This is a genomic window from Acidaminobacter sp. (assembly GCF_030247605.1).
GTDB lineage: Bacteria > Bacillota > Clostridia > Peptostreptococcales > Acidaminobacteraceae > Acidaminobacter.
The window spans coordinates 1-26,960 of sequence record NZ_JAOTSB010000027.1; the positions used below are offsets into that span (position 1 = coordinate 1).

General features: G+C 52.2%; 23 protein-coding genes. 5 read left to right on the forward strand and 18 right to left on the reverse strand.

Annotation, left to right across the window (positions count from 1 at the left end):
* Window positions 1–356 precede the first annotated feature (356 nt).
* From OEL90_RS11600 to OEL90_RS11635, 8 genes are all read right to left on the reverse strand, one after another.
* Entirely contained in the window at window positions 357–758 is a 402-nt protein-coding gene (locus OEL90_RS11600; protein WP_291404101.1) for a hypothetical protein, read from the reverse strand.
* A gap of 641 nt (window positions 759–1,399) precedes the next feature.
* Complete coding sequence (locus OEL90_RS11605) at window positions 1,400–2,026, reverse strand: carbonic anhydrase (RefSeq protein ID WP_300688714.1); 627 nt, start codon at window positions 2,024–2,026, stop codon at window positions 1,400–1,402.
* Between the two features lie 134 nt (window positions 2,027–2,160).
* On the reverse strand, window positions 2,161–3,270 hold the full coding sequence (gene aroC, locus OEL90_RS11610) for a chorismate synthase (RefSeq protein WP_300688717.1): 1,110 nt from the start codon (window positions 3,268–3,270) through the stop codon (window positions 2,161–2,163).
* Between the two features lie 63 nt (window positions 3,271–3,333).
* Window positions 3,334–4,689 (reverse strand): 3-dehydroquinate synthase, encoded by a 1,356-nt coding sequence (gene aroB, locus OEL90_RS11615; RefSeq protein WP_300688720.1) that lies wholly within the window; start codon window positions 4,687–4,689, stop codon window positions 3,334–3,336.
* A complete protein-coding gene (gene aroE / locus OEL90_RS11620) occupies window positions 4,686–5,552 on the reverse strand; it encodes a shikimate dehydrogenase (protein WP_300688722.1) in 867 nt (288 codons plus the stop codon). The genes aroB and aroE overlap by 4 nt, the downstream gene beginning before the upstream one ends.
* Window positions 5,553–6,060: 508 nt before the next feature.
* Window positions 6,061–8,568 (reverse strand): DNA gyrase/topoisomerase IV subunit A, encoded by a 2,508-nt coding sequence (locus OEL90_RS11625; protein WP_300688724.1) that lies wholly within the window; start codon window positions 8,566–8,568, stop codon window positions 6,061–6,063.
* Window positions 8,569–8,580: 12 nt separating this feature from the next.
* A complete protein-coding gene (locus tag OEL90_RS11630) occupies window positions 8,581–10,551 on the reverse strand; it encodes a DNA gyrase/topoisomerase IV subunit B (protein ID WP_330583767.1) in 1,971 nt (656 codons plus the stop codon).
* A gap of 555 nt (window positions 10,552–11,106) precedes the next feature.
* Entirely contained in the window at window positions 11,107–11,418 is a 312-nt protein-coding gene (locus tag OEL90_RS11635) for a carboxymuconolactone decarboxylase family protein (protein WP_291404094.1), read from the reverse strand.
* A 746-nt stretch (window positions 11,419–12,164) separates the two neighbouring features.
* Here OEL90_RS11635 and OEL90_RS11640 point away from each other — a divergent pair.
* Genes OEL90_RS11640 through OEL90_RS11660 form a run of 5 tightly spaced genes read left to right on the forward strand, consistent with a single transcriptional unit; the run spans window position 12,165 to window position 17,068 of the window.
* Complete coding sequence (locus OEL90_RS11640; protein WP_291404093.1) at window positions 12,165–12,605, forward strand: ACT domain-containing protein; 441 nt, start codon at window positions 12,165–12,167, stop codon at window positions 12,603–12,605.
* Window positions 12,606–12,640: 35 nt separating this feature from the next.
* Window positions 12,641–13,873, forward strand: a complete 1,233-nt coding sequence (locus OEL90_RS11645; protein ID WP_291404102.1) for a homoserine dehydrogenase — start codon at window positions 12,641–12,643, stop codon at window positions 13,871–13,873.
* A gap of 11 nt (window positions 13,874–13,884) precedes the next feature.
* Window positions 13,885–14,943 (forward strand): threonine synthase, encoded by a 1,059-nt coding sequence (thrC, locus tag OEL90_RS11650; protein ID WP_291404092.1) that lies wholly within the window; start codon window positions 13,885–13,887, stop codon window positions 14,941–14,943.
* A complete protein-coding gene (thrB, locus tag OEL90_RS11655) occupies window positions 14,944–15,840 on the forward strand; it encodes a homoserine kinase (protein WP_291404091.1) in 897 nt (298 codons plus the stop codon).
* Between the two features lies 1 nt (window position 15,841).
* Entirely contained in the window at window positions 15,842–17,068 is a 1,227-nt protein-coding gene (locus tag OEL90_RS11660; protein ID WP_291404090.1) for an aspartate kinase, read from the forward strand.
* Between the two features lie 94 nt (window positions 17,069–17,162).
* Here OEL90_RS11660 and phoU (OEL90_RS11665) read toward each other — a convergent pair whose 3' ends face one another.
* The 10 genes from phoU (OEL90_RS11665) to pnpS all read right to left on the reverse strand — a co-directional run bounded on the left by phoU (OEL90_RS11665) (window position 17,163) and on the right by pnpS (window position 26,933).
* Window positions 17,163–17,810 carry a phosphate signaling complex protein PhoU gene (gene phoU, locus OEL90_RS11665; protein WP_291404089.1) on the reverse strand — a complete coding sequence of 216 codons (648 nt, stop codon included), beginning with the start codon at window positions 17,808–17,810 and terminating at the stop codon, window positions 17,163–17,165.
* A gap of 220 nt (window positions 17,811–18,030) precedes the next feature.
* On the reverse strand, window positions 18,031–18,681 hold the full coding sequence (gene phoU / locus OEL90_RS11670) for a phosphate signaling complex protein PhoU (RefSeq protein WP_291404088.1): 651 nt from the start codon (window positions 18,679–18,681) through the stop codon (window positions 18,031–18,033).
* Window positions 18,682–18,952: 271 nt separating this feature from the next.
* Window positions 18,953–19,474: an adenylyltransferase/cytidyltransferase family protein gene (locus tag OEL90_RS11675; protein WP_291404087.1), complete on the reverse strand. Its 522-nt coding sequence runs from the start codon at window positions 19,472–19,474 to the stop codon at window positions 18,953–18,955.
* A gap of 155 nt (window positions 19,475–19,629) precedes the next feature.
* Complete coding sequence (locus tag OEL90_RS11680) at window positions 19,630–20,847, reverse strand: DUF438 domain-containing protein (protein ID WP_300688732.1); 1,218 nt, start codon at window positions 20,845–20,847, stop codon at window positions 19,630–19,632.
* 185 nt (window positions 20,848–21,032) lie between these two features.
* On the reverse strand, window positions 21,033–21,623 hold the full coding sequence (locus tag OEL90_RS11685) for a class I SAM-dependent methyltransferase (protein WP_300688734.1): 591 nt from the start codon (window positions 21,621–21,623) through the stop codon (window positions 21,033–21,035).
* 169 nt (window positions 21,624–21,792) lie between these two features.
* A complete protein-coding gene (locus OEL90_RS11690) occupies window positions 21,793–22,821 on the reverse strand; it encodes an arsenic resistance protein (protein ID WP_300688737.1) in 1,029 nt (342 codons plus the stop codon).
* Between the two features lie 171 nt (window positions 22,822–22,992).
* A complete protein-coding gene (locus OEL90_RS11695; RefSeq protein ID WP_291404083.1) occupies window positions 22,993–23,307 on the reverse strand; it encodes a metal-sensitive transcriptional regulator in 315 nt (104 codons plus the stop codon).
* 65 nt (window positions 23,308–23,372) lie between these two features.
* Complete coding sequence (trxA, locus tag OEL90_RS11700) at window positions 23,373–23,690, reverse strand: thioredoxin TrxA (protein WP_291404082.1); 318 nt, start codon at window positions 23,688–23,690, stop codon at window positions 23,373–23,375.
* A gap of 549 nt (window positions 23,691–24,239) precedes the next feature.
* Window positions 24,240–25,031: an EFR1 family ferrodoxin gene (locus OEL90_RS11705; protein WP_300688741.1), complete on the reverse strand. Its 792-nt coding sequence runs from the start codon at window positions 25,029–25,031 to the stop codon at window positions 24,240–24,242.
* 126 nt (window positions 25,032–25,157) lie between these two features.
* A complete protein-coding gene (pnpS, locus tag OEL90_RS11710; RefSeq protein ID WP_291404080.1) occupies window positions 25,158–26,933 on the reverse strand; it encodes a two-component system histidine kinase PnpS in 1,776 nt (591 codons plus the stop codon).
* Window positions 26,934–26,960 lie beyond the last annotated feature (27 nt).

Consider the following 26,960-nt stretch of genomic DNA (forward strand, 5'->3'; position numbering starts at 1 on the left):
CTTCAAGTTACTTCGCTGACTTCCGTTATTTCCATAATCAGAAATCACTTCGCCGGTTCCAAGCAGAACCGACTTTTTATTTCAGAATTTTGGGTTGTACACTGTTTAGTTTTCAAGGATCGAATGGTCTCACTTGAGTGATCAGCCGCTGGTGCTATAAGCCTCAACCGCAGTCACTATGCGAATTTTAAAGGACCGGTTACCCAGTCCTCAGGAGTCGTCTCAAGCGACCTTAGTTATCTTAACACTAATTTTACGTTCACGTCAACCTGAAATCTCATATCTTTTTTGGTTTTTTATTTGAACAATTTCCAACGAAAATGTCTTCTTTATATAGCGTCATGAACAGCCGTCAATTAAGCCTCTACCGGCTCGGAATTCTCTGCAAATGTCTTGCGATATTCTTTCCCGGGATGAATTTCAAAGGTCGAATAGCCTATGCCATAATCATGACGTCTGAGCAAAATTTCCTCTTCATCATTTGAAAAAATATAACCATTTCCAAAAGTATCGACATAATCCCATCCAAGTTCTTTCATACGTTCTTTTATGGCAGTGTCAGCTTCGCTTCTCTTAGTGATAAACATTAAAGCTTTTTTAGAGACTAAAGCTGCCTTTTTTTGATGCCGCTCAACTTCATATATGCCGAGCATTAAATCAAAAAGGCGCAGTTCATAATAAATTTTTAGCAAGGTGACGATAAAGAAAAGAACAGTCAGCCATCTAATAATTTTTTTAAGTTTTTCGCCCATTTTCAAAGCGATCTCCTCCTCTTCCGTCACATTTAGAGCTTTTGCCACTGGTTTTATTATACACCAGAAAAACCGATTTCAAGCATCAGGTTTACTTTTTCAAAAAATTCTAAATAGTATAAAAAAACATCCCTTCCACCCGTTTACAATCGTACCTTTTAATGCTACACTAATTTTGTCACAAAAAAATATTTTTAGGGAGGAAATGTCTCGAATGAATTCTACCAAAAATCGCACTCTAAACGCAGCAAACAAGAACCCCGGTGAATTCGAAATGGCTTGTGAAATTTGTCATAACTCTGCAGACTTGATTCGATTTAAAAACAAATACGTTTGTGTAAACTGCAGGGATCAAATTCGAGAATCTTTCTCCCAATGGATGTAGCAGTTAAGAGAAAATCATGAATAATTTTAACGAGATTGATGGTTAAACAAAAATTTCAAGACAACGACTAATCTGAAACCTTTCTGACGCCTGTGACTCCAGGCGTCTTTTTAATTATAGCAAAAAAGAAGGCCACGGTGACCATCGGCAAATCGCTTTTTAACGATTTCCGCGGCCACAGTGGCCTTTCTTTTGAGTTTACTACGCCTTAGTTTGTTGGACGACAGGTTCAACAGGCATAAATCCAGGCGCACCGGCTCCCTTACCCGTTCGCCAGCACAAACGCGCCCTCTTCCCTGTCGTAAATAAAGACTTCCCCGGTTTCAATAATGTAGTACCATCCGCTTAAATTCAAGGTTCCAGCCAAAACACGCTCACGAATGTACGGATAACTCCACAAATTCTTGAGCTGCTCCATGACATTGTACTGCTCCATCATCCACTCCCTGGCCTCAGGTCCTTCGTTGGTCATGGTTCTGTTGACTTTCTCCCTGGCGGGTCTTGCCAGCTCCAGCCATTTCCTGGTGTGGGGCATGGTCATCAGCGTCTTCGGCAGATTGAGCCCCGCAGCGCAGCCACCGCAGTTGGAATGACCGCAAACAATTATATTTTCGACGTTGAGCGCCAGGACGGCGTATTCCACCGCTGATGTGGTCGCCACAAATTCAGCCGTGTATCTGTAAGACGGGATCAGGTTGGCGATATTGCGTATGATAAATAATTCACCTGGCAGAGTCTTGGTAATGAGGTTCGGGTCTATGCGCGAGTCTGAGCAGCTGATAAACAGCGTGTGGGGCTTTTGCTCCCGCTTCAGGCTGGAGAACAGCTCTTTGTGTGTGTCGAAGTCGTCCTTTCTGAATTTCACAATACCATCGATCAGCTTTTTCATGAATCAGGTCCTTTCCATAAAAACAGCGCCCCGCCGCCGGGTGTGTGACCGGGTGCTTGGGGCGTGGCGGGTGACTTTGGTGACCATCGGCAGAAGCCTTTAAAAGAGTGCTCTGCCGATGGTGATTTAACTTCCTAATAGCGCGCCAGGAGCTCTGAGGCGTTGGCTTTCGCCTCGAGTAAACCGATGGCCGTGACCGCCTCTACGACGGGGACGGCGCGAACGACAATAGTGGGATCGTGGCGGCCGGTGACGCTGAGTTCGGCGTTGATGTGCTCGCGAAGATCGACGGTCTGTTGGGTGAGGGCAATGCTGGAGGCCGGTCTGAACGTGACTTTCAGGCGCATTGGCATGCCGTTGGTGATGCCGCCGTTGATGCCGCCGCTGTGGTTGGTCTCGCTGACGACGCGGTCGCCTTCCATGCGCCACGGATCGTTGGACTCTGAGCCGCGCATGGCGGCAAAGGCAGCGCCAGCGCCAAATTCGACGGCCTTGACTGCGGGAACGGAGAACAAAAGCTGGCCCAGCAGGCTTTCAATGCCTTCGAAAACCGGGTCTCCCCAGCCGACAGGCAAGCCTGTGACGCCCACTTCAATGGCGCCGCCTATGGAGTCGCCTTCCTCGTGGGCTTTTGCGAGCATGACTTTGGCTTGTTCGATGGCGTCATCAGAGAAAAACGGCATTTCTTTTTTGCGGAGTGTTTCTTGATTTTCTTCGGTCACCTGGGATGCCATGTCGTCGATGCCTGTGTCGATTATGTCGCCGACCTGTGCGACGTGGCCCAGGATTCTGATACCGTGCTCCGCCTCAAGAATCTGCGCGGCCAGGGCGCCGGCGAAGACCAGCGGTGCGGTCAGGCGGCCGGAGAAATGGCCGCTGCCCCGGGGATCGTTGAAGCCGTGATATTTAGCGTTCGCGGCGAAATCTGCGTGGGATGGCCGTGGAAAGCGCTTCAGGGCCTCATAATCGCTGGACCGCGTGTCTTCGTTTCTAAAGAGCGCCGTCAGTGGCGCGCCGGTGAGCGCGTCTTGAAAAAAGCCGGAGACAATTTCGAATTCGTCTTTTTCTGAGCGCTTTGTGGCATAGACGCCCGTACCGGGCTTTCTGCGGGCCATGGCCGCCTTTAATTTTTCAAGGTCCGGCTTAAAGCCTGCTGGGAGGTGGTGGATGGTGATGCCAATGGCAGGGCCATGGGATTCTCCAAACAGGGAGTACTGAATCGCTCTGCCCCAGGTGCTTCTCATAGTGGGTGGTCTCCTTTCGGCGCATTTTATTGGGAGTGTGGTCGCAGGGTATGATTTTCTTTTCTATATTAGGTCTGGCGTGTTCACTTTAAAAAAGGCGTCCACGTCTTTGGATGCTATGGGATAGACATACCCCTCGCCGGGCTTTCGAATCAGAATGACTTCCAGACCGGATTCAGTCATTTTCTTGTCTCTCAGGACCCAGTCCTTCAGCGCCGGAAAGTCCAGGGGCGGCGCGGTTTCAAAGCCGAGTTGGGCAAGGGCGGACTCCAGGTATGCTGACGTTCCGGGCTCCGAAAGGCCTTTTTGTTCCGAAAGTCGTGTGATCCACTGCATGCCAAGGGCGACCCCTTCTCCGTGGGTCAAAGCGCTGTAGCCGCCTCTGCTCTCCGCGGCGTGTCCCAGCGTGTGGCCGAAATTCAGGAGCTTGCGGTCGCCTGTCTCTTTTTCATCTGCTTCGACAACGTTTTTCTTGATGCTTAAAGCGCGCTTCAGAAGGGCGTTGATTTCAGGCAGAGCGGAAATTTGCTGTGTTGGCTGAGACCGGTTATGTTTTGCCGGTGAGTCCTTTGATTGATTTTGAGGCAGATCCCTGAATTGATTCAGGATCATGGGAAGCAGTTCCTCGTCCCGAATCATGGCAGCTTTCACCATTTCCGCGATGCCATCTCTCAGCTGTCTGACCGGTAAGGTGTCCAGAAATTGCGGATGGATCAGCACTGCCTTAGGCTGATGAAAAGCGCCGACCAGATTTTTGCCTTCGGGCAAGTCTATGGCGACTTTGCCGCCAATGCTGCTGTCCACCATGGCGAGAAGGCTGGTTGGAATCTGGACAAAAGACACGCCTCTAAGCCATGAGGCTGCGGCGTAGCCTGCCAGATCGCCTATGACGCCGCCGCCAAAGGCTATGACGAGGTCGCGGCGTGTTAAGCCAGCCCTGACAAAGTCACTGTAGAGGCGCGTGAGCTGCTCCAGGTTTTTGCTGCCTTCGCCGTTTGGAAGTACTGAAATGGAAAGGAGTTTGTTAAAATTGGTATCAGAGCTCTGGCACAAAATTGAAGTTGGTGACAGGCACTCAGTTGATGTTGGTGTCAGACACTCATTCGATGTTGGGGACAGGCACAACGTTTCATTGTGTACCTGTCCCCAGTTTTCAATTTGTTCATAAGCCTCGGGATGCAGCTGCAGCGCCTGACAAAGGGTTTTGCCATGCAGCGCCCATACCGTATCATCCGAGACTATGGCGCAGCGGCGCCCCTTCAGCAGCGTTTGAAGCTGGCCAAGGGCATTGTCACCGATGTGGATCTCATAATGCTGATCCTGACCTTTGATGCGCATGTCCAGCAACATGGATTGGGCGTTTATTGAAGGGCTGACAGCGGCCTTCGAATCCGTGTTCAAGATGTCGTCAAGCTTCACTTTTTCTCACCCTCGGTGGGTTGAAGGGCTTTCATCAATTCTGTCTGCAGGAGCGTCCTCGCCCGGTCAACCTGCTCGTCAGAAAGACTGAACCAGATCTGTTCCGCCAGAACCGCCTGCTCGATCAGCATGTCAATGCCAAAGACGACTTTATGGCCTGTCGCTTCCGCTTCGCGGATCAAACGTGTTCTTCTTGGCTTGTAGACGATATCGCAAACATAGGCATCCGGTTTTAAGTATTTGACATCTACCGGTGTCGCATCTTCAAACGGATACATGCCTACAGAGGTGGTGTTGATGACGAGGTCATAGTTTTTAAAGTCTTCGCGATCGACAATATGTGCTTTGCCGAAAATCTCGAGATCACGGATCAGTGCGTCAGCTTTCGTCCAGGTGCGGTTGCAGATGCCCACTTCCTTGACGCCATTGTACATCAGGGACCCGGCAATACCGCGGGCAGCGCCGCCGGCACCCAGAATCAGGACCTTTTTGTCCTCAATAGGTCCAATCTGACGGCGCAGGACAGAAACCAGGCCCGGTCCATCCGTATTATAGCCAATCAGGCCTTCCGGTGTTACAGCGACCGTATTGACGGCGCCCAGCTTCTCAGCGAAGGGATCAAGACCGTCCAAATGACCTATAACGGTTTGTTTATGGGGAATCGTGATATTGAACCCGCCCATGCCAATCGCTCTGAAGCCCGCGATGGACGCCCCAAGACGCGTCGGCTCCACATGGAAAGCCAGATAGGCCGCTTTGAGCCCCAGCTCATTAAATACGGTGTTGTGGATCCACGGGGAACGGCTTCCCGCGACCGGATCGCCAATCAAGCCATAAAGGCGTACTTCTTCGGTCAGGTTCATAAAAATTCTCCTTCGCTCATGAGGTTGTTCCATTGTGTGAATTTTCACTGATTATACAGACTCCCCCGCAAAAAGTCCAGTAATTAATGTGAGCAGGTCTTATAGAAGTTGCAGAGGTGAGAGAAACTGGGGGTTGATAGGCGCTAGCCGCTGACACCGAGTTTCACTTAGAAACTTGGTGTCAGACACCCAGTTTCTCGCCCGCGCCGCCACAAAAAAAACAAGGGGAAGCTGGCTCTGCGCCTGCTTCCCCAACCTTTCTCTTCAATCACGGCTACATGATTCAACATTTGCTACGCTTACGCTACTCTTCTTCCCTCCGCTGCTCCGCTTAAGACCATCATACGCAGTAACGGGGCAAGAATCAAGAAAAATATTGATCTTTTTACTCTTTTTTCAATTTTTACCTTTTCAAATGTTCTTAAGTGCAATCCACCGCAATCCCATATCATTCATCTATGGAGAAACTGGGTGTCTGCGGCTAGCGCCTATCAACCCCAGTTTCCTCCTAAGCCTCTTCCAGAGGGACTTCCAGTTTCTCTCGAATCCCCAGCAGGGTCATCGGATCAAGGACTTTACCTGACGCCGGTACGCTGGACACCCTATAAGCTGCCACAACGTCGCTCCCCGGCTCCGTCATCATAGCGTAATCCACGTGACTGCCTTTTTTAAGCCGGACGCACTGCACGCCAACCGTATTTTTCGACGCCTTCTGCGCCACAAGTCCCAGATCAAAGGTCAGCGCCGTATAGGCATCCGCCCCCGCCCGGCGTACCAGGAAGAGCTCGCCGCCCTCCCGGGCGAAGAAGATGCCGACTGGTCGGGACTCATCGGAGTATGCCTTGATGAGCTTCTTGCGGTAGGTTTTGGTCTCATAGGACTTGAGCGGCACCTTGGCGACTTTGCCGTTTTCAAAGGCAAAGACCATCTCGCCCTCATAATCCGAGGTGTTGACAATGTAGAGGACCTTTTCATCCGGCTCAGTTTCAATCAGATTGTAGACATAGTGTCCTAAAGTAGAAGCCTTGTGCTCATCCAGCTCATGGGCCTTGAACTTGTACACCTGGCACTTGTCCGTAAAGAACAGGATGTCGTCGCCATTCGTTCCATCCAGGGCCTGGACTATGCGGTCCTCATCCTTGAGTTTATGGCTGCTGGCCATTCTCAGGGAGGCCAGCGAGACCTTCTTGAGGTAGCCATGCTCCGTCAGAAAGAGTTTCAGCGGGAAGGCGTCAATCACGGACTTTTCCTCGTGAACTCTGACCTCATTCAAATGGACAACTTCTGTCTGGCGGTCCTTGCCATACTTTTTAATGATCTGCTGCTGCTCGGTAATGATGATCTTATCGATCTCTTTCTCATTCTCAAGGGTCTTCTGAAGCTTTTCAATCTGCTCCTCGAGGGTTTTAGTCTCCGTCAAACGCTCCAGGACGTATTCCCTGTTGAGGTGCCGGAGCTTGATATCCGCAACATAGTTGGCTTGAAGCTCGTCAATATAAAAAGCGGACATCAGATTTGGCACGACATGGCTGTCCTCATCCGTCTCCCGAATGATCCGGATCGCCCGGTCAATATCCATGACCACGGCCTTCAAGCCATACAAGAGGTGGAGCTTGTCCGTCAGTTTGACGAGATCGTAGTTCAGGCGGCGGCGGATACAGTCCTTTCGAAAGCGCAGCCACGCCCCCAGGATGCCTTTGACGCCGGTGACGGCCGGACGGCCGTCAATCAGCAGGTTGAAGTTGCAGGCAAAGCTGTCCTCGCAAGGGGTATAGCGGTAAAGCTTCGCCATCAGTGCGTCCGGATCGACGCCCCGCTTCAGTTCCAGGGCAATCTTGAGGCCGCTTAGGTCCGTCTCGTCCCGCAGGTCGCTGATCTCCTTGACTCTGCCCAGCTTCACCAAGTCGACGATCTTTTCCAGAATCGCCTCCACCGTGGTAGTATACGGAATTTCATAAATCTCAATCAGATTTTCAGACTTGTCATAGCGATATTTCGCACGCAGCTTGAAGGAGCCCTGGCCGGTCCGGTAGATCTCCGACATCTGGCGCTCATCATAGAGCAAATAGCCCCCTGTAGGGAAATCAGGGCCAGTGAAAATATTGGAAATATCAAAGGCCGGATCCTTCAGGTACTCAATAACCCCCTGGCAGACCTCCCGCAGGTTGAAGGAACAGATATTGCTCGCCATGCCTACCGCAATGCCCCGGTTCGCGCTAACCAGCACGTTGGGGAAGACCGTCGGCAGCAGGGTCGGCTCTTTCATGCGGCCATCATAGTTGTCCACGAAGTCCACGGTGTTTTTGTCAATATCCTTGAAAATCTCGTTGCAGATCGCGTCGAGCTTGACCTCCGTGTACCTGGACGCCGCGAAGCGCATGTCCCGAGAGGTCACCTTGCCAAAGTTGCCCTTGGAGTCGACATAAGGCTGAAGCAGGGCGTCGTAGCCCCGGGTCAGCCTCACCATGGTCGCGTAGATGGCCTGGTCCCCGTGAGGGTTGAGCTTCATGGTCTGGCCCACGACGTTGGCGGATTTTGTCCGCGGCCCGTCCAGGAGCTTCATCTTGTACATGGTGTACAGGAGCTTCCGGTGGGAGGGCTTGAAGCCGTCGATCTCCGGGATGGCCCTGGAAAGGATGACGCTCATGGCGTAAGGCATGTAATTGTGCTCCAGAGTCTGGGTGATGGGCTGGGGCACCGGCGGGTTGTAGGTCCCCAGGATGCGGCTTGAGGTGCTGCCGGCCCTGGCTTTTTTCGCCTTGGTGCTGCCCCGTTTTTTCCTGGATTCAGACTTGACGGGCTGCTCGGTGTCAGTCAAGATGTCATCTTCCGCAGCTATGCCCTCATCCTCGTCCTCTTCAAAATCCAGTGCCTCTGCCGATGGTCGTTCCTCGTCAAAGTCGCCTGCGGTACCGTCACCATCGGCAAAATTATCTTCTTCTAAAGCCTCAAGATCAAACGTCTCTTCGAGGTCAATCTGATGTGGCTCATCTTGGTTATGCTTCTTTTTTGGCAACAGTTTCACCTCTTAGCTTAAGTCGAGCTGATCCAGGTACTCGTACCCGTACTGCTCGATGAATTCTTTGCGTCCTTCCAGGTCATCCCCCAGCAGAACCTCGAACATCTTCTCCGTGCGCTCGACGTCCTCGGGCTCAATGCGGATCAGGCGCCGGGTATCCGGGGACATGGTCGTGAGCCACATCATCTCCGGGTCGTTCTCGCCGAGACCCTTGGAGCGCTGGAGGGAGTACTGGCCCTTGAGGCCCTGGAGCATCTCTGTCTTCTCCTTGTCGCTGTAGGCGAACAGGGTCTTTTTGCCGGCGGTGATCTCGTAGAGCGGCGTCTCAGCAATGAAGACCTTGCCCTCGTGGATCAAGGTCGGCATGAGGGCGTAGATCATGGACAGGACCAGGGTGCGGATCTGGAAGCCGTCCACGTCCGCGTCGGTACAGATGATGACCTTGTCCCAGTTGAGGCTGTCCAGGTTGAAGGTGTCGAACTCCTTGGCGTGTTTGGACTTGATTTCGACACCGCAGCCCAGGACCCGGATCAGGTCAATGATGATCTCACTCTTGAAGATCTTGTCATAGTCCGCCTTCAGGCAGTTGAGGATCTTTCCTCTTATAGGCATCAGGGCCTGGAACTCCGAGTCCCGGGCCAGCTTACAGGCACCGAGGGCGGAGTCGCCTTCCACTATGTAGATTTCGCGGCGGTCCAGGTCTTTGGTTCGGCAGTCGACAAACTTTTTAACCCGGCTCATGAGATCCGTCTTGCTGCTCAGGGCCTTTTTCAGGTTGAGCCGCGTGGACTCCGCCTTTTCCCGGCTGCGCTTGTTGATCAGGATCTGGTCAATGATTTTGTCCGCTTCCTCCGCGTTCTCGATGAGGTAGACCTCGAGCTTCTTGCGGATGAATTCCGTCATGAAGTCCTGGATGAACTTGTTGGTGACGGCTTTCTTGGTCTGGTTTTCGTAGCTGGTCATGGTAGAAAAGGAGTTCACCACCAGCACCAGGCTGTCCTGGATATCGATGAAGCTTATCTTCTTTTCGTTTTTCTGATACTTGTTTTGCTTTTTGATGTATTGGTCGATTTCCGCCGTGAAAGCGCTTTTCACTGCCTTGTCCGGGGAACCGCCGTGCTCGAGGAAGCTCGAGTTGTGATAGTACTCAATGACGTTGACTTCATTATTGAAGCAAAAGGCCATTTCCGCTTTGACTTTGTACTCGGGTTTGTCCGGCCGGTCCCGGCCCACGCCCTCGTCCGAGTAGTAGAGGATCTGGGTGAAGCGCTTGTCGTCGCCAATCTCCTCCAGGTAGTCCACGATGCCGTTGTCGTAAATATATTCCCGGGTCGTGTTGGACTCCTCGTCCTGATAGAGGAAGCGCAGCCCTTTATTGACTATGGCCTGGCGCTTAAGCACCTCTTCGAAGTACTCGCTTGGAATGGCTATGTCCGTGAAGACGTCCAGGTCCGGGCGCCACTTGATGGTTGAGCCTGTCTGCTTTTGCTTTGTCAGCTCTTTGTAGAGTCCTCCGACGTTTTCGCCTTTTTCGAATCGCAGGGCGTAGAGATGGCCGTCGCGGATGATCTCCACGTCCATGTACTCCGAGCTGTACTGCGTGGCGCAGAGGCCCAGGCCGTTGAGCCCCAGCGAGTACTCGTAGGTCTCCCCGCTGATGTTGTTGTACTTGCCCCCGGCGTAGAGCTCGCAGAAGATCAGCTCCCAGTTGTAGCGTCCCTCCGGCTTGTTGTACTCCACCGGGATGCCCCTGGCTTTGTCGATGACGCTGATCGACCGGTCCGCGTGCCGTATGACCGTAATTTCCTTGCCGTACCCTTCCCTGGCTTCGTCAATGGAATTGGACAGCACCTCAAAAAACGTGTGCTTCGCGCCCTCCAGCCCATCCGACCCAAAAATAACCGATGGACGCTTCCGCACCCGATCGGCACCCTTCAGGGAGGTAATACTCTCATTATCATAAGTTCTCGCTTGTTTCACCACAAAAAACACCTCTCAAAATGGTCACACAGGACTATTATAACAGAACGCGCGTGCGTAAAGGGATGATTTTTTTTGGGGACTGGCACCAAATGTAACTGGGTGTCTGACACTTAGTTTAGTTCGGTGACTGACACTCAGTTTAGTTCGGTGTCTGACACTCAGTTTAGTTCGGTGTCTGACACTCAGTTTAGTTCGGTGTCTGACACCAATATTGACTGAGTGCCAGACACCGAGATAATTCTGACACAATTTAAACCAGTTTCAGGCTGCGCTGCTCTCTGATCCATTGCGGCCTATCACGCATGTTCAACTTGGATTTTAAAACTTACTCAATGCGACCATTGCTGCGCTCGGTCGCTAGTGAAACCAGAGCGCAAGATTCACCCTTCGTCTCCAGACGTGCCCCTCGCTCCGCCCGCCACCTCGCTGCGCTCGGTTCCAGGCTGCGCTTCGGGCGCGGGCTGCGCCCTATACAAACAAATATGCCGCCATGGAAAAGAGAGCGCGCTCTCTTTTCCATGGCGGCATATTCGTTTGTGCACGTCTTTGCTTTTACGTCTCTTCCTCATGCAGCACCATCATGGCTTCCATCATTTTTGGGAAGCCCACCGTAGGCGCGATCAGCAAAATGGCATGCTCGATCTCTTCCATCGTACAGCCCGCCTTCTTCGCCTTTTCCACATGGGTCCTCAGCGCGAACTTATACCCGGACGACGCCGACAGCGCCACCTTGATCAGCCACCGCGTCTTCTCCTCCAGCGGCCCGCCTTCCTCATGCACTGCCTTGCCGTACTGCCTGTACGCCTCATACACTTCAGGGTAATGCTGTATGAACTCATTCAAATTTTCAGTCCGTTTTTTCATGATCATCACCTCCTTTTATTGATACCAGAAACCGCGCCCCCCGAAACACGCGGCCTCAATTTTTGTTTTATCTCTGCTTCCTCAACTTCAAAGAATACTGATTTTGCCGATGGTCGCCCAACCTAATCACAGAAGCAGGATTCGATAGGCTTTAGCGCTAACACCGTCTTCCACCATCGCCGCCCACGGCCACATCGCCCCTTTGTCCGCGCGAGAAAAACCCATGTATTTTTTCGCGAACACTTTCACCTGATAAAACCACATTGACACTTCCGCGTCTTCCAATCCTAGCTTTGAGCCCGTCGAGCAGGGCGCAGCCCGCAGCGCAATCCGCTTACGGGAAGGGCTTCGGGTGTATGGTTCCGCGTAAGGGTGGTTTTTCCATCGATCTCAAGGAGATAGAAATTTCATCCAAAAAAACAACTGAAAACACGGGGTTCAAAGCTTCCTTTTTGCTTGACACTGTCCGTCCCAGCATGTTATAGTATCCCTCAAGCGGACAGTTGTACGAGAAACAGCGAATATGTTTGTTTTAAAATACAATTTCCTATGAATTGAAATACACTTTACAAGACCATCGGCGGACACTAATTTAAACATCATTTTAATGTCCGCGCACGGCGGTCACCACAAAAACAATAAAACTAACGCACCACCAAACAACACTCTCTAAACATTAATCACCAATCACCAAGCACAAACGTAAACGCAAAGCAAGCAAGAGGAGAAACCGAAGGAGGATCACCTTGGACAAGAGCAAATTCATTATCCTCAGCGTCGAAGCGGTCCCAGAGGTCTACGTCAAAGTCCTCGAGGCCAAAGAGCTGCTCAAGAACGGCACCTTTGAAGGCGTGACAGACGCGGTCAAAGCCGTCGGCATCAGCCGCAGCACCTATTACAAATACTGCGACCATGTCTTCCCTCTCGCCGAGGGCGCCATGGGCAAGCGCATCACCATCTCGCTCCTGCTCTCGCACGAATCCGGCGTCCTCAGCCAGTTCCTGCAGACCATCGCCGAGAAAAACTGCAACGTCATGACCATCAGCCAGGACGCGCCTATCAACGGCATCGCCAACGCCTCGATCACCTTTGACATCAGCGAGATCCAGTGCACCTTTGACGAGCTGATCGAGACCCTGCGCAGCTCAAAGGGCGTCAAGAAAATGAACATCGTCGCAATCGAATAGACTCAATAACATAGGTGGTGAACAATTTGAAACGAGTGGTTATGTTGGGGTTCGGCACGGTGGGCTCAGGCGTCATGGAACTGATCGAGCGCAACCGCGCCTACCTTAAAAGCAAGTATCACAACGAAATGCAGCTGACGGGCATCCTCGTCAGAGACCTCGAGAAGTACAAGGGCAGGGGTGCCGATGGTCTCCTGACCACCTCCTTCGACGAGATCCTGGCGCAGCAGCCGGACATCGTCATCGAGGTCATGGGCGGCATCGAACCTGCGAATACGTACGTCAGAACACTCCTCGAACGCGGCGTCAGCGTCGTGACTGCCAACAAGGATCTGATCGCCGAGTATGGCCTGGAGCTCATGGAAATCGCACGCACAAACAACGCCAGCGTCAGCTTCGAAGCGGCGGTGGGCGGCGGCATCCCGGTCATCAAGCCCTTCCGGGAGTCCCTTAAAGGAAACCGCATCGGCTCTATAGCCGGCATAGTCAACGGTACGACCAACTTCATCCTCACGAAGATGTACGAGGAAAACCTGGAGTACAACGTCACTTTGAAAATGGCCCAGGAAGCCGGCTTTGCAGAAGCTGACCCGACCGCGGACGTCAAAGGCTACGACGCCGCCAGAAAGCTCTGCATCCTCTCCTCCATTGCCTACGACAAAATGATCCGCTGGAAAGAAATCAAAGTCGAAGGCGTGGACGGCGTCACCAAGACGGACATCCAGAACGCCCGGGACATCGACCGCAAGATCAAGCTGCTGGCAGTCAGCACCCGGGACGGCAGCGAGATTCACTGCTCGGTCAGACCGACACTGGTCCATAAGCACAGCGCCCTTGGCCACATCGACAATGAATTCAACGCTATTGAAGTAGAAGGCGACGCAGTGGGCAAAGTCATGTTCACCGGCAGAGGCGCCGGCAAGTTTCCAACTGCCAGCGCGGTCTACGGGGATCTCCTCGACGTTCTGACCGGCAAAACGGACATGGTCCTGCCTCTCAACGACGACACCAACTACAAGCTGTCCAAATACTACTCACGCCGCTCCAAATGGCTGGTTCGCCTGAAGGTCACCAGCATGCCGGAGACCATCGACCTGGTTCTCGGGTCCTTCCCAATCCACGCACTGAAGCTCTACCGCCTCAATGATCTCGACAACGTGTTTTTCGTCGTCGAAACCGAGGACGAGCTTGAGCTCTACGAAAAAATCGTTGAAATGAAGTCACAAAACTTCGTTCAAGACGTCAAATATTTCTTAATGTACGACTAGGGGGCCGACTCATGTATACAGGACTTATAAACCGTTACCGCGAATTTCTACCCGTCAGCGACAAAACCTGCGTCGTCAGCTTGTCTGAAGGCGACACGCCGCTGATCCGGGCCTATAACCTCGAAAAACGTTTTCCGGGCATTGAAATTTACTTAAAATACGACGGGCTCAACCCTACGGGCTCCTTCAAGGACCGCGGTATGACCATGGCCGTCACCAAAGCTCTTGAAGATGGCGCCCGCGCTGTCATCTGCGCTTCCACGGGCAACACGTCAGCTTCTGCGGCAGCTTATGCGGCCCGCGCCAACATGAAAGCTTTCGTCCTGATTCCGGACAATAAGATTGCCCTTGGCAAGCTGGCTCAGGCCGTTGCCTATGGCGCTGAGATTCTTCCTATTAAAGGCAACTTCGACGTTGCCCTGGAGCTGGTCCGCAAAGTGTCTGACAACCATCCGGTGACACTGGTCAACTCCGTCAATCCGTACCGCATTGAAGGCCAGAAGTCTGCGGCTTTTGAAATTGTCGATGCTCTGGGCGACGCGCCGGACTACCTCTTCATTCCGGTCGGCAATGCCGGCAACATCACTGCCTATTGGAAGGGCTTCAAGGAGTTCAAGGCCTTTGGCCGTTCCCAGGGCCTTCCGAGACTCTTCGGATGGCAGGCTGCCGGCTCCGCTCCAATTGTCGACGGGGCTATTGTTAAAAACCCTGAAACCATTGCCACTGCAATCCGCATAGGAAATCCTGCCAGCTGGAAGCAGGCAACTGCTGCTCTCGAGGAGTCAAACGGCTTCATAGGCAAGCGCACAGATGACGAGATCCTGGAAGCTTACCGCATGCTGTCCACGTCAGAAGGCATCTTTGCCGAGCCGGCATCCTGCATCTCCGTCGCCGGACTCAAGGAAGCCTACGAAGCGGGCAAAATCGAAAAAGGCGCCCGCGTGGTCTGCGTTCTCACCGGCAACGGTTTGAAAGATCCTGATACCGCTATTAAATACGCCAATATGTCAGAGGTCATTGATGACGATTATAACGCGATCGAGGCCGCTGTCCTGAAGGGGTTGAAGTAAATGCTGCGAATCAGAGTCCCCGCCACGTCCGCTAACTTTGGTCCGGGCTTCGATGTCCTGGGTGTGGCACTGAGCCTGTTTAACGAACTTGAAGTCGAAAAAGCAACTGGCGTCTTCGACTTTGAGTGGGAGGATGGATCGACCTTCGGAGACGAGGAAAACCTCGTTCTGACGACTATGGCGAATGTCTTCGACTTATTCAACTACAAAGTTCCAGGCTATAAAATCCGTTCCAAAAGCTGCGCCATTCCCGTTTCTCGAGGACTGGGCAGCAGCGCCGCCTCCATAGTGGCTGGCATCTACGCCGCCAATTACCTGATGGGCGGCAAAATGACCAAGGAAGAGATCTCTGCCCTTGCCACGAAATTTGAAGGTCACCCGGACAATGTAGTCAGCTGTATCGAAGGCGGCATGGTGATTTCAGCAGTGGGTGAAAATGGCGAGATCCTGTCCAGTCAGGTAAAAATCGCTCCCGGCCTTAAACTGTTCGTCATGGTGCCGGATTATAAGCTCTCCACCCGCATGGCGCGTTCTGTCCTGCCGGATACCTACTCCAGGGCAGACATGGTCTATAACGTTTCCCACGCTGCCCTTTTGGTCACGTCCCTTTGCCGCGGCGAGTTCAGCAAGCTGCGCGTAGCCCTGGGCGACCGGATTCACCAGCCGTACCGGCTGCGCCTGATCCCTGGCGCCGAGGCAGTGTTTGAAATTTGCCGCCGCGCAGGCTCCCTGGGTGAATTCATCAGCGGTGCAGGCCCGACACTGATCGCCTTGGTACCGGAGGAAGACACTAATTTCGCCGAGCGGATCCGACCACTGCTCGACGAGCAAGTCCTGGAATGGAAAACCTATGAACTTGAAATCTGCCACAGCGGCGTAAGTCTTGAGGTGATGTAACTTGGGAACAATTGTACAAAAGTATGGTGGCAGTTCTGTCGCCAATGTCGAACGCATCCAGCACGTCGCCAGACGCGTCGTGGAAAATAAAAGAAATGGCAATGACGTGATCGTCGTGGTTTCCGCTATGGGGGACACTACAGACGAACTCATCGAAAAAGCCGCTCAGATCAATCCTCACCCGTCTTCCCGGGAGATGGACATGCTGCTCTCCACCGGCGAGCAAATCTCTATTTCCCTGCTGGCCATGGCCATTGAGGCGGCCGGCGAGCCTGTCATTTCTCTGACTGGCGGCATGTCCGGCATTTTGACGGACACGGCCCACAAGAAGGCGCGGATCGCCAGTGTTGATCCAACCCGCGTTTTAAAAGAATTAGCCGATGGAAAGATCGTCATAGTCGCCGGCTTCCAAGGGGTGACTAAGGATTGGAACATCACCACTCTAGGCCGCGGAGGTTCTGACACCACCGCAGTTGCTCTGGCGGCGGCAGTCAAAGCGGACCTCTGCGAGATCTACACGGACGTCGAGGGCGTCTTCACTGCAGATCCCCGCAAAGTCCCCCATGCCAACCAGATCCCGGAAATCAGCTATGATGAAATGCTCGAGCTCGCCAAACTGGGCGCCCAGGTCCTGCACCCGCGTTCCGTAGAGCTCGCCAGAAAATATGATGTCCCGCTAGTCGTCCGCTCAACTTTCAGTGATCATCCCGGAACCCGGGTCGTAGAGGTGAATCGTATGGAACAAGTACTCGTGCGTGGCGTCACGCTCGACAATAACATTGCCCGCATTGCCGTCGCCAATGTCCCTGACCAGCCGGGCATTGCCTTCGGACTATTCAAGAAGCTCGCAGATCATCATATCACCATTGATATGATTATCCAGAACTTGAACCACGCAGCCAAAAATGATATTTCCTTTACAGTAGCGCTGGACGATCTCCACGAGGCCGCTCAGGTCAGCCGCGAATACCTGAAGGAAATTGGCGGTCAGGGCGATGTCCTGGAGAAAGAAAATGTCTCTAAAATCTCAATTGTGGGCACCGGCATCACGGGGAACGCTGAAGTCGCTTCCAAGCTCTTCGGCACTCTATATGATCTTGGGATCAACATTGAGATGATCAGCACCTCGGAGATCAAAATCTCCTGCATCATCGACTCAGAGAAGTGCGATGAAGCCCTCCGCCGCCTCCACACCGCCTTTGCGCTGGACAGGCTGGATATCGTTTAATAGAAAAGGAAAGAAACTCGGTGTCTGACACCGAGTTTCTATTTTTTGTGGAAGTGGGTGTCTGACACCCGCTTCCATCTTCCCTTTTTCCTCTTTAAAATTCCATCCGCTTCCCGCTTGCGTGATAAATGGCGGCTTCACAGATATTGGTGGCGTGGTCTGCTGTTCTCTCCAGGAAGCGGCCCACAAACAGCAGGTCGATGACCTGGTTCATGATCTCTTTATTCCCTGCCAGCATACCCAGCAGCTCAATATAAATCTTCTCGTAAATCGCATCCACTTCGTCATCCAGCTGTGCTACTTTGCAGGCTTCATCCATGTCCTCATGCACGAAGCTGGAAAGACTGCCGCGGATCATCTTGTTGACCAGAGACGCCATCTTTGGCAGATCCACCAAGGGCTTGATGTAGGTTTCCTTGCTCAGCCGCTCTACGACATTGGCAATATTCACGCCGTGATCGCCCATACGCTCGAGGTCTGTGGCAATTTTCAGCGCTGAGGTAATCAGCCTCAGGTCTTTCGCTACAGGCTGCTGCAGCGCTACAAGACTGACGCAGGTATCCTCAATCTTATGCTCCAGCGCGTCCGACTGCTCTTCGAGCTCCCTGACCCGTATGAGCAGCTCCGCATTCTGGGTCAGCAGCGCTACCATAGCTAATTCTATTTCGTCTGCCACTATATTGCCCATTTCGAGTACCAGTTCTTTAACTTCCTTTAATTTGGCATCATAACCTTTTCTCATTTTTTGTAAGGTGCCTCCCCAATTATATTTTCAATGCTCATTTTTTGAGTTAAAAGATCTATTTTATGTGATTTTTTAGACTATACACAATTACCTTGAAAACTTCAATACAGAATTTCAACGCAAGAAAAACACGCGCCCACCCGGCACGTGCCCTCCTCACTCTCTCAGTGTGGATTTAAATAAATAACCATGTGTGAACCGTAACCATCGGCAAAATTTAGAAGCTCACTCGTTCACCGCTTACGGTGTACACAACGCGCTCGCTGAGATTGGTGATATGATCTCCCATGCGCTCGAGATACCGCCCAACGAACAGGTAGGCGACGATCTGGTCGCGCTGCTCCGGATGGTCTACCAGGATTTCAAGCATGCCCCGGTAAAAGGTTTCATAGATCAGATCCACTTCATCATCGATTCGAGCCGTCAGAACGGCAAGCTCGACACTGGCGCGCACATAGCTGTCTGTCCACTGACGAAGCATCAGCGCCACCAGCTCAAACAACTTCTGAAGCTCAATCAGGGGTTTGATTGTAAGGCGCTCTTTCTGGGCTAAAACAATACGGGCAATATTCACGTTATTATCCCCTAAACGCTCCAGATCCGTGATCATCTTGAGCGTGGACTCAATCCGCCTGAGATCACAGGCCAAGGGCTGCTGAAGGGCAATGGCATCAATACATTCGCGTTCAATCTCCATTTCGAGATCATCTATGCGTTTGTCCATTTTTTTCACCTGATAAGCGAGCTCTTTGTCCTGATTCATCAAAGCGGATTTAGTAATTTCCAGTTGCTCTTGAATTAAGATGATCATGGTCATCAGCATATCATCCATTTTTCTTATATTATTAACAAGCTTTGGTCGATTCAACAAGGTTACCTCCTATTCGCATACCACCCTTGAGCCCATCATACCTGTCCATTATTTTTTCTGCGTTAGGACTGTGTTAAATTCAGGTGAAATCTTCTGCTTTCATTGAACCCGCAAGTGACTCCGGGCGGCAATCCGAGCAAAATGAAAAAAGCCCACCGGCAGCCAACAGCACTAAGTGCTATGGGACCAGTGGGTATAGAAATGGGGCTGCAAATTTAGAAGTAGCATAAATGCAATAAAGCAAACCAATCCGTTGCACGGCTGAATACTAAAAACGCATGCGCTTCAGATCCTCGTAAACCAGTTCTGGAAGGTAGTGCTTGAACGCTTCCGGATGCTTTCGTATTTGAGCGCCGGAAACCGGGTGGCTGTCCCTGTTTGGGTCGTAGAGGCAGTGGGGAATGTCCAAGGCCGCAGCCAGAACGTCCCCATAGCTTTCGGAGGAAAAAAGGATATCCGTCTCTGAAAATTCTTCAGCGAAATAACGGGTCCAAGCCGCCTCTGCTTCCGGTGTATGCTCTCCGGTTACCGGCAGATGAACTTCTCTAAGGTCTACGACCCTGACGCTTAATGACGAACCAAACAGCTTTTCAAACCAGCTACACCTGATCTCCGCAGAAATAGGATCAGATGGTTTCGAAATCACCGCCACCGTCAGACGCTCACACCGCTCCATAGCAAACCGGATCAAGGCTGCATGCCCTAAATGCAGCGGCATGAATTTCCCTATAACAAGTCCGCAGCAGGGCTTCTCTGAACTTATATTTATTAAATTCGATTTTTCGGACATTTTGTCCTCCAAAGAGGGAAATTAGATTTGACAGTTAGACTGAAACCGGTGCATCCATAGTATTTAATACCCAATAGAAGTTAATTTCCACAAGCTCTTGCAGAAATTTTGTTTATAGGTCATCTTGGGTTAGTCGTTTATGTTCTTGTAAATATCTACTCTTCCCAGGACAGCAGCCGCCTCTGTCCCTCCATCTTCTGGATGTCCGTGATGTCCTGGCTGACTTCCAGGACGCCGCGGTAGGTTGGGGGACCATCGGCAGAAGCACCAGGGGTTCGCAGGGCAAAATACTGGATCAGGACTTTTCTGCCTCTGAGGTCGATCCAGAAGCTGGCGGTGTCCTGTCGTCCCTCTTTGAAGGCCTGGACTATGTCTAGGACTTTGTCGACGCTTTGGGGCGGATGGCAGTAGCGCACGTCTCTTCCTATAATCGCGGCTGACCGTGGGAAAAAGCGATCCTTTGGTCTGGAGAAATATCTGACCTTATCGTTTTCGTCTAAGTAGGTCATATCCACCGGCAGCGCGTTGAGCATCATCACCAGCTGGTCGGCGCTGAGGGTGCCGGTGCCGGTGTTGATTTCAAGACCTTGAAAATTGGGGGTGGGGTGCGGGGCACTGAGACCATCGGCTGAAACAGGCTCTGGGAGGGTCTGGGGATCGAGAAACGGGAATCCATACTCAAAGCTTTGCTGGGTCATGGCTTTGAAGGTTTCGGGATCAAGGACTTCTGAGGCGCAGGGATAGAGGATCAGGGATTCCTTCTGGTCGAGGCCAATCATATTGAAGAAGAGCTGGCCAAGCTCGGCATTGATTTCCTGCTCAGACGCGGTGCCCTCGGTCAGCATCTGAATGACATGTTTGAGGTTGGCACGGGTGTTGTCGTGCAGTGCCCACATAATGCCGACGCCCTCGAAGCGCGGCATGCGCTGCTCCATGACTGGAAAGAGGATGTTTTCCTTTTTGAGATAATGGGCCTCGAACTCAAGGAGCGGAGTCAGGGTCTCGAGGAGCTTTTCACGGTTCTCGAGGGTTTTCCCCTGCTTGAGCACAGCCTTGACCTGGTCCATCTTCGCGTTCATGGCTTGGTTTTCCCGCAGCATAAGATCAATAAAGGAATTGGGTTCCGGTTTTGGCCAGGTGTAGCTGCTGAGCGCATGATAGAACACGTTGATGATCTTGTCGAGGACACTCAGAATGTCATCATACCCTGTGCCGGAGGACCAGACGTGGTTCATAATTTCAAAGACCTCCTGAGGGGTCACAGCTTCCAGATCTGAGCGGAACTCGAGGTACAGCGACTTGCCGTCCTGTTTTTTCAGTACGCCGCGGACATAGTCCACCAGGCGGCTGACTCTGGTTTCGTTTATTTTCAACGGGCTCACTCCTTGGGGTTCATTTTGCAGTCTACGGGAGTGTCTATACCCAGGTTGAGGGGGTCAGTCACAGATTATCAGTGAAATTAAACTGGTAAAATTAAAGAAGCCCCTTTGTAGGACGGGCGTGGCACGGTTGGCCAACGCGTCGCCCATGAAGGGGCTTCAATAATTAGGAGTGAAATTTACATCTCTGGTTTGATGCCTACGCCTTCGATCAGAGCGCCACCCAGGGAGGTGCTGTGACGCTCCAGGAGAAAGCCTGCTTCTTTAATGGTCTCCAGAGTCTCTCTGTTCAGATTGCACCCGCTGGCAATTTTGCTCCAGTGGGGGTTGACGCCATTGACCACTTTCCTGACATGATTATGCTTGTGATCCGGCATGACGTGTTCAATGAAGTAGATCCTGCCGCCGGGCCTCAGGAGGTCGTAGACGCGCTTCAAGCCTTCCAGGGGGTCGGAGACAGAGCAAAAGACCAGCGTGAAGATAATGCTGTCAAAGGACTGCGGCGGGACTGTCAGGTCTTCGAGCGGCGCCTCAAGCATGACTACTTTGAGGCTTTTTGGAAATTTGAAGTGCTTTGCGCGTTTGGATAATTTGAGGTCACTGAGTGTGAGCGAATTGATCTTGGCATAATCAAAGAATGGCAGGTTCGCACCTGTACCAGTGCCAATTTCCAGGACCTTACCTGAGGCTCCGGGCATTATTGCTTTCCTGACAGCCTTTAAACGGAGCGCCTCCAAAGGGGCCATAAACCAGTCGTAGATGGTGTTCACTGCGATCACCTCCTGGTGTGGATGGTACGTTTGAGTTGAATTATGGTTATGTATACCCAGCGGGGGGGTGCAGTATGCCGAGGAAAATGGAAAAAAGGCTGGATAAAAAGGCGGAAGATGGGGGCGATAAGCTAAAGATCGCTGACACTCTTTTCCGCCTTTTTGAGTTTTACTTACTTGAAGAGACCTGCAACAAACCATCTGCAGCCGTACTTGGCTCTGTCTTTGGCGGGTAGAACCGGCTGAACAGTTTGACATACCAGGCGGCTGCCTGGGCCTGAATGACGAAGGCGAGAGAGATGACGAGTACGGCTTCTGCCCCCTGGGCGCCGAACGCCGTCATAGCAATGGCAAGGCTGATGGACAGGTTTCGCATGACAGTGCCATAGATGAGGGCAATGGCGTCTTCGCGTTTGAACATGAAGCGGCCAATCAGCGTGCTGAGGGTGAAGTTGACGAGATAGATCAGCACGAGAGGCACGAGGAGCTGCAGCACCAGTGCCGGGTTGGAGACCAGGATCTTAGCTCTCAGCGCCACCGCGATAAAGACGATCATCAGGACGCCCAGGGTCGAAATCAGCGGGAAGCGGCTCTTATAGACCTTTTGGAACTTCTCGGCGCCGTGGCGGCGGATAAGCTCGCGCTGGGTAAAGTAGCCGGCCAGCATTGGGAGGAAGACCACTATGAGGATCTGGCGGGCTATGTCCGTCATTGGGATGGAGATGGAGGTGCCCAGGAAGAAAACGAGGTAAAATGGTGCCAGGACGGATCCGAGAATGAGACCTATGACAGTCATCTTAACGGCTTCCTGGATGTTGCCTTTGGCCATGCCGGTCCAGCTGATCGTCATGCCGCTGGTCGGCAGAAGGGACGTCAGGAGAATGCCAAGAACCAGGTAAGGCTGATCCTTGAAGAAGGTCGTGGCCATTAAGTAACCCACGGCGGGCATGAGAATGAAGTTGACCAGCTGCGTCGTGACCTGCAGCTTCGTGTTGGTTTTTTTGAGAAGGGACTTCAGGTCCATGGTCACCATCATAGGGTAGACCATGAAGAAGGTCAGCGGCAGAATCAGGCCTTTGAGGGCGCTGACGTTGAAGAAGTTGCCGGCGAGCACGCCTAGGATCATGAAGGCGGGGATGCTGACGGCCAGATTTTTCTGGAGCTTGCCCAGGAATTTGAAAAATGAAGCTGTTGTCATTGTGTCACCAGTCTTTCGTCATGTATTCCCCGTCCGGGGCGGGTAGGGCTAAAGTTTTTAAAAATCAGGCCAGTCGCAAAATTTCCCAGAGCTTTAGCCGATGGTCACACTTCCCCACCTTCAGCATCCACCTCAACGACTGACCTTTCTAACTTATGAATGTCGCGTTTCTTACGCCTCCACGAAGCCCAGGAATTTCTGAATTGTATCCAGAAGCTCATCCATAGCCTCGTCCGGGTGATCTCCCGCTGCTATTTCCACCATGCTGCGACGGTAATATTTTTCGAGAATGGCGCTGCCGACCTTATTGGTCGCTGCCCTGACGGCCGATACCTGAGTCAGGACATCCCGACAAGGCTTTTCTTCCTCGACCATTCTCTGAATGCCTTTGATCTGTCCCTCGATCCTTTTCAGGCGGCGCATGATCTCTTCATTGCTTTCGTAATTTTCACTAAATTGTTTTTGTATTTGATCCAGTTTCGTCATGCTTTGACCTCCGGGTTGGCTAGGTTTTGCCGTGGTTTAGACCACAAGGGCCTGTGCCTGATAGTTTAGAGGTGTGCCTCGATCATCTCTTTAATGCCGGCTTTCGTCGCTCTGTCTTTCGTCGCGTCTGCGACCTTCTGACCGTCTTTGTAAAGGATAATGGTAGGAAGCCCTAAAACTTTTTGGGAGATGGCTAAGCGGCGTGCCTGATTCGTGTTGAGTTTGCCAAATTTGACCTTGCCTTCATATTCCGCTGCGAGGGCTTCGACATCCGGCATGAGCGCTAAACATGGCGCACAGCTGTCACCCCAGTAATCCACGAGCACAAAGCCCTCTGCTTGCAATACTTCTTGTTCGAAATTATTCTGGTCTAATACTAACATGTAATTTCCTCCTAATAGGTCGCTCTATGGGCGATTTTGATTGGCTAACAGACGTGCACAAAGAAAGGTGGCGCCGAGCGAAGAGAGCTTGCTCTCTGAAGTATGGCGTTATCTTTCTTTGTATAGGGCGCAGCCCGCGACCGAAGCGCAGCCTTGAGTCACGCAAAGCGTGGCTTAAGGCGAAGCGAGGTTCACGGCTGATGAAATATTACAGTAATACTTCAGTCCGCACAAAGTAAGGTGGCAACATGCGAAGAGAGCTTGCTCTCTGAAGTATGGCGTTATCTTTCTTTGAATAGGGCGCAGCCCGCGACCGAAGCGCAGCCTTGAGTCACGCAAAGCGTGGCTTAAGGCGAAGCGAGGTTCACGGCTGACGAAATATTACAGTAATACTTCAGTCCGCGTCACCGAGTTTTATACCCCCTTAGGGTATCTATATATTAGTTTTACCATAGGCACACCCCCCCTGTCAAGGGGCATTCGAGCAAAAAAGAGCAGCGATCGCCGATTTTCTGACTCACGCTGCCCTCATGTCTTTTTAAAAACCCATTACCTTTTGATATAAAAACACTCCACTGTTTTTCGAACATCCGCAAAATTTTCTATCAAACGGTTCTTGATTTGTAAAACACTCTCATGCTGAAAGCTCTTCGCCTCTGTTGGGCACCGTCGGATACAGCTGCAGCAGCGGATACATTTCTCTGCTTCGATTTTTGAAAAGTCCGTGCTGTCAATGGCAGCCGTCGGGCAAAAGGCTGCGCAAATGCCGCAGCGAATGCAGGCATCCGTCGTGACCGGTGCCATAGGTGGCATAACCCCACGCGGTTTATAAGGCGTATTGCCGCTGACAGTGACATAGTCCGCGTCCTTCACCGCGGCCACTGCGAGTTCAGCGCTCTTCGCGCCAAATGCCTCTGCCACAGCCAGATCGTTTTCATCCGGCCGACCGGAAGCGACCCGGGTTGTATAAGAATGCTCGCCTACGAAGGCAGCGCCGGACAACCCGAGAAACCCCCGCGACGTCAATAAATCCCTGAGTTCAATCAGTGCATCTTCGTAATCTCGGTTTCCATAGACCACCGCCATAATGACCGGCGTCCCATTGCCCTTGAGACGAACCATCCACTCTGCCATCAGTTCCGGAATACGCCCTGCATAGACAGGCACACCAAACACCACTAGATCCTCAGACCCAAATTCAAGTGTGAAATCCCTATTTTGAGGAAGAGTCAGATCATAAGCTTTAGAAACCAAGCCTGCGCCAGCGCCTATAGCTTCCACAATTTTTTTCGTATTTTCGGTGGGACTGAAATATATCAGTGTTACATTTTGTGGCTTCATGTCGTGTTGTACCTCCAAGTCGAGATGATGTAATTAAAGAGGGAGGAATGTATTAACCTCATCCCTCCCTCTCATTATAAACGCCTTCACGTACTTATTACAACTCATACAACTCTTATATCTTTTCTAGAGCACCCGCTGCCCCGCATCCGTCCTTGGAAGCTTCGCGGTAAATTCACTGCCCTTGCCCGGCTCTGACTTGACGGAGATCACCCCGCCAAAAGACAGGACGATATGCTTCACAATGGCCAGCCCCAGGCCGGTACCGCCCACATCTCTGGAGCGGGCCTTATCCACCCGGTAGAAGCGCTCAAACAGCCGCCCAAGGTGATCTCGCTCTATCCCAATGCCGTTGTCGCGGACCGAAAGGGTGATGTCCTTAGCGTCAAAAGTCACCTTGACCGTCACATGACCGCCCTCCGGCGTGTACTTGACGGCGTTGTCAATTAAATTGATCACCATCTGCTTAAACCAGTTCGGGTTGCCATGAAGAATTGGCAGCGTCTCCGGCAGCAGCTTCTGAATGGCAATGGACTTCGTCGCCGCGCTGTCTTCGAGCATAAGCACCACATCACAGATGGTCTTCCTTAAATCAATTGGCTCATAGACACCATCCTCGGTCCTGCGCTCAATGTCCGTCAGGATCAGCAGGTCATCGATCAGCTCGCTGAGGCGCGTGGCTTCAGACTCGACAATTTCCAGGAATCTGTCCCGTACCCTGACGTCGTCCACTGCACCGCCCCGCAAGGTTTCCACAAACCCCTTGATGCTGGTCAGCGGCGTCTTCAGCTCGTGTGAGACGTTGGCGACAAACTGCTTGCGCATGGTTTCCAGCTGGCGTATTTCCGTAATATCCTGGAAAATCATGACGACACCAATATTGCGGCCACCCTCCTTGAATTCCCGGATTGGATTCGCGTAGACGTTGTAGACGTCCCGGCCGGCGGCGGTCAGTTCAATCTCCCGGACGGTCGGCTCGTTGGTTTTCATCAAGCCCGTAAGCGTCTCCACCATTTTGGAGTTGCGCACGAAGTCCAGGATGTAGCGGCCTTTAGGCTCGAGACCATCAGCACCAAAAATCTTCTTGGCGGAGCCGTTGATAAACAGAATCCGAAGCTCCCGGTCCACCGCAATAACCGGATTGAGCACGCTGGACAGGATGGCGTTCATTTGGGTATTCTGGGCACCGGTCTCCTCCAGTTTGACCTTCAGCTCATCACTCATGGTGTTGAAACTCCTGGCCAGCTCCCCAAACTCATCCCCTGAGTCGGCATAAACCTTCTCGCCGTAATACCCCGACGCAATGCGCTTGGTGGCGCTGCTCATTTCCTTGATTGGCCGCATCAGGGACACGATCCAGCGGTACCCCAGGGTCAGCGCGGCCACGAGGCCAATCACCGCGACCCCAATGACAATCTGGATCAAATTGCGCGTATACTGATCCACCGAGGTCAGCGGCACCGCCAGTCTAATGACAGCCACCTCGCTGTCCGGCGCCGGATTCGGCACCGCCACATATAAAAGCTCTGTGCCGATGGTCGCTGAAGCCCTGCTGCTCCGCCCCACCTGACCCGCCATGGCAATTACAACCTCAGCGCGGCTCCCATGATTTTCAAGGGTCTCCGCCGGCTGGCTGGAATCGTAGAGGACAACCCCATCCGCCGCAATCAAAGTAATCCGAAAGTCCAGATCCCTGGACAGAGTCTGAAACTCCGGCGTCACATTGCCAAGGTCGTCCCCTTCCATTTCAAGGAGGCGCGAAATGTACCTGGCATCCGAGCTCAGACGCTCTTCAATGCCGTTCATGTAACTTTGGCGGATCAGGCTGTTGGACATCAGTGCCATAAACAGCACCGTGAGAATAATGATAAACGAAAAAATGGCAAACAATCTTCTTTGCATAGACGCTCCTATCCTATGTCATGTTTT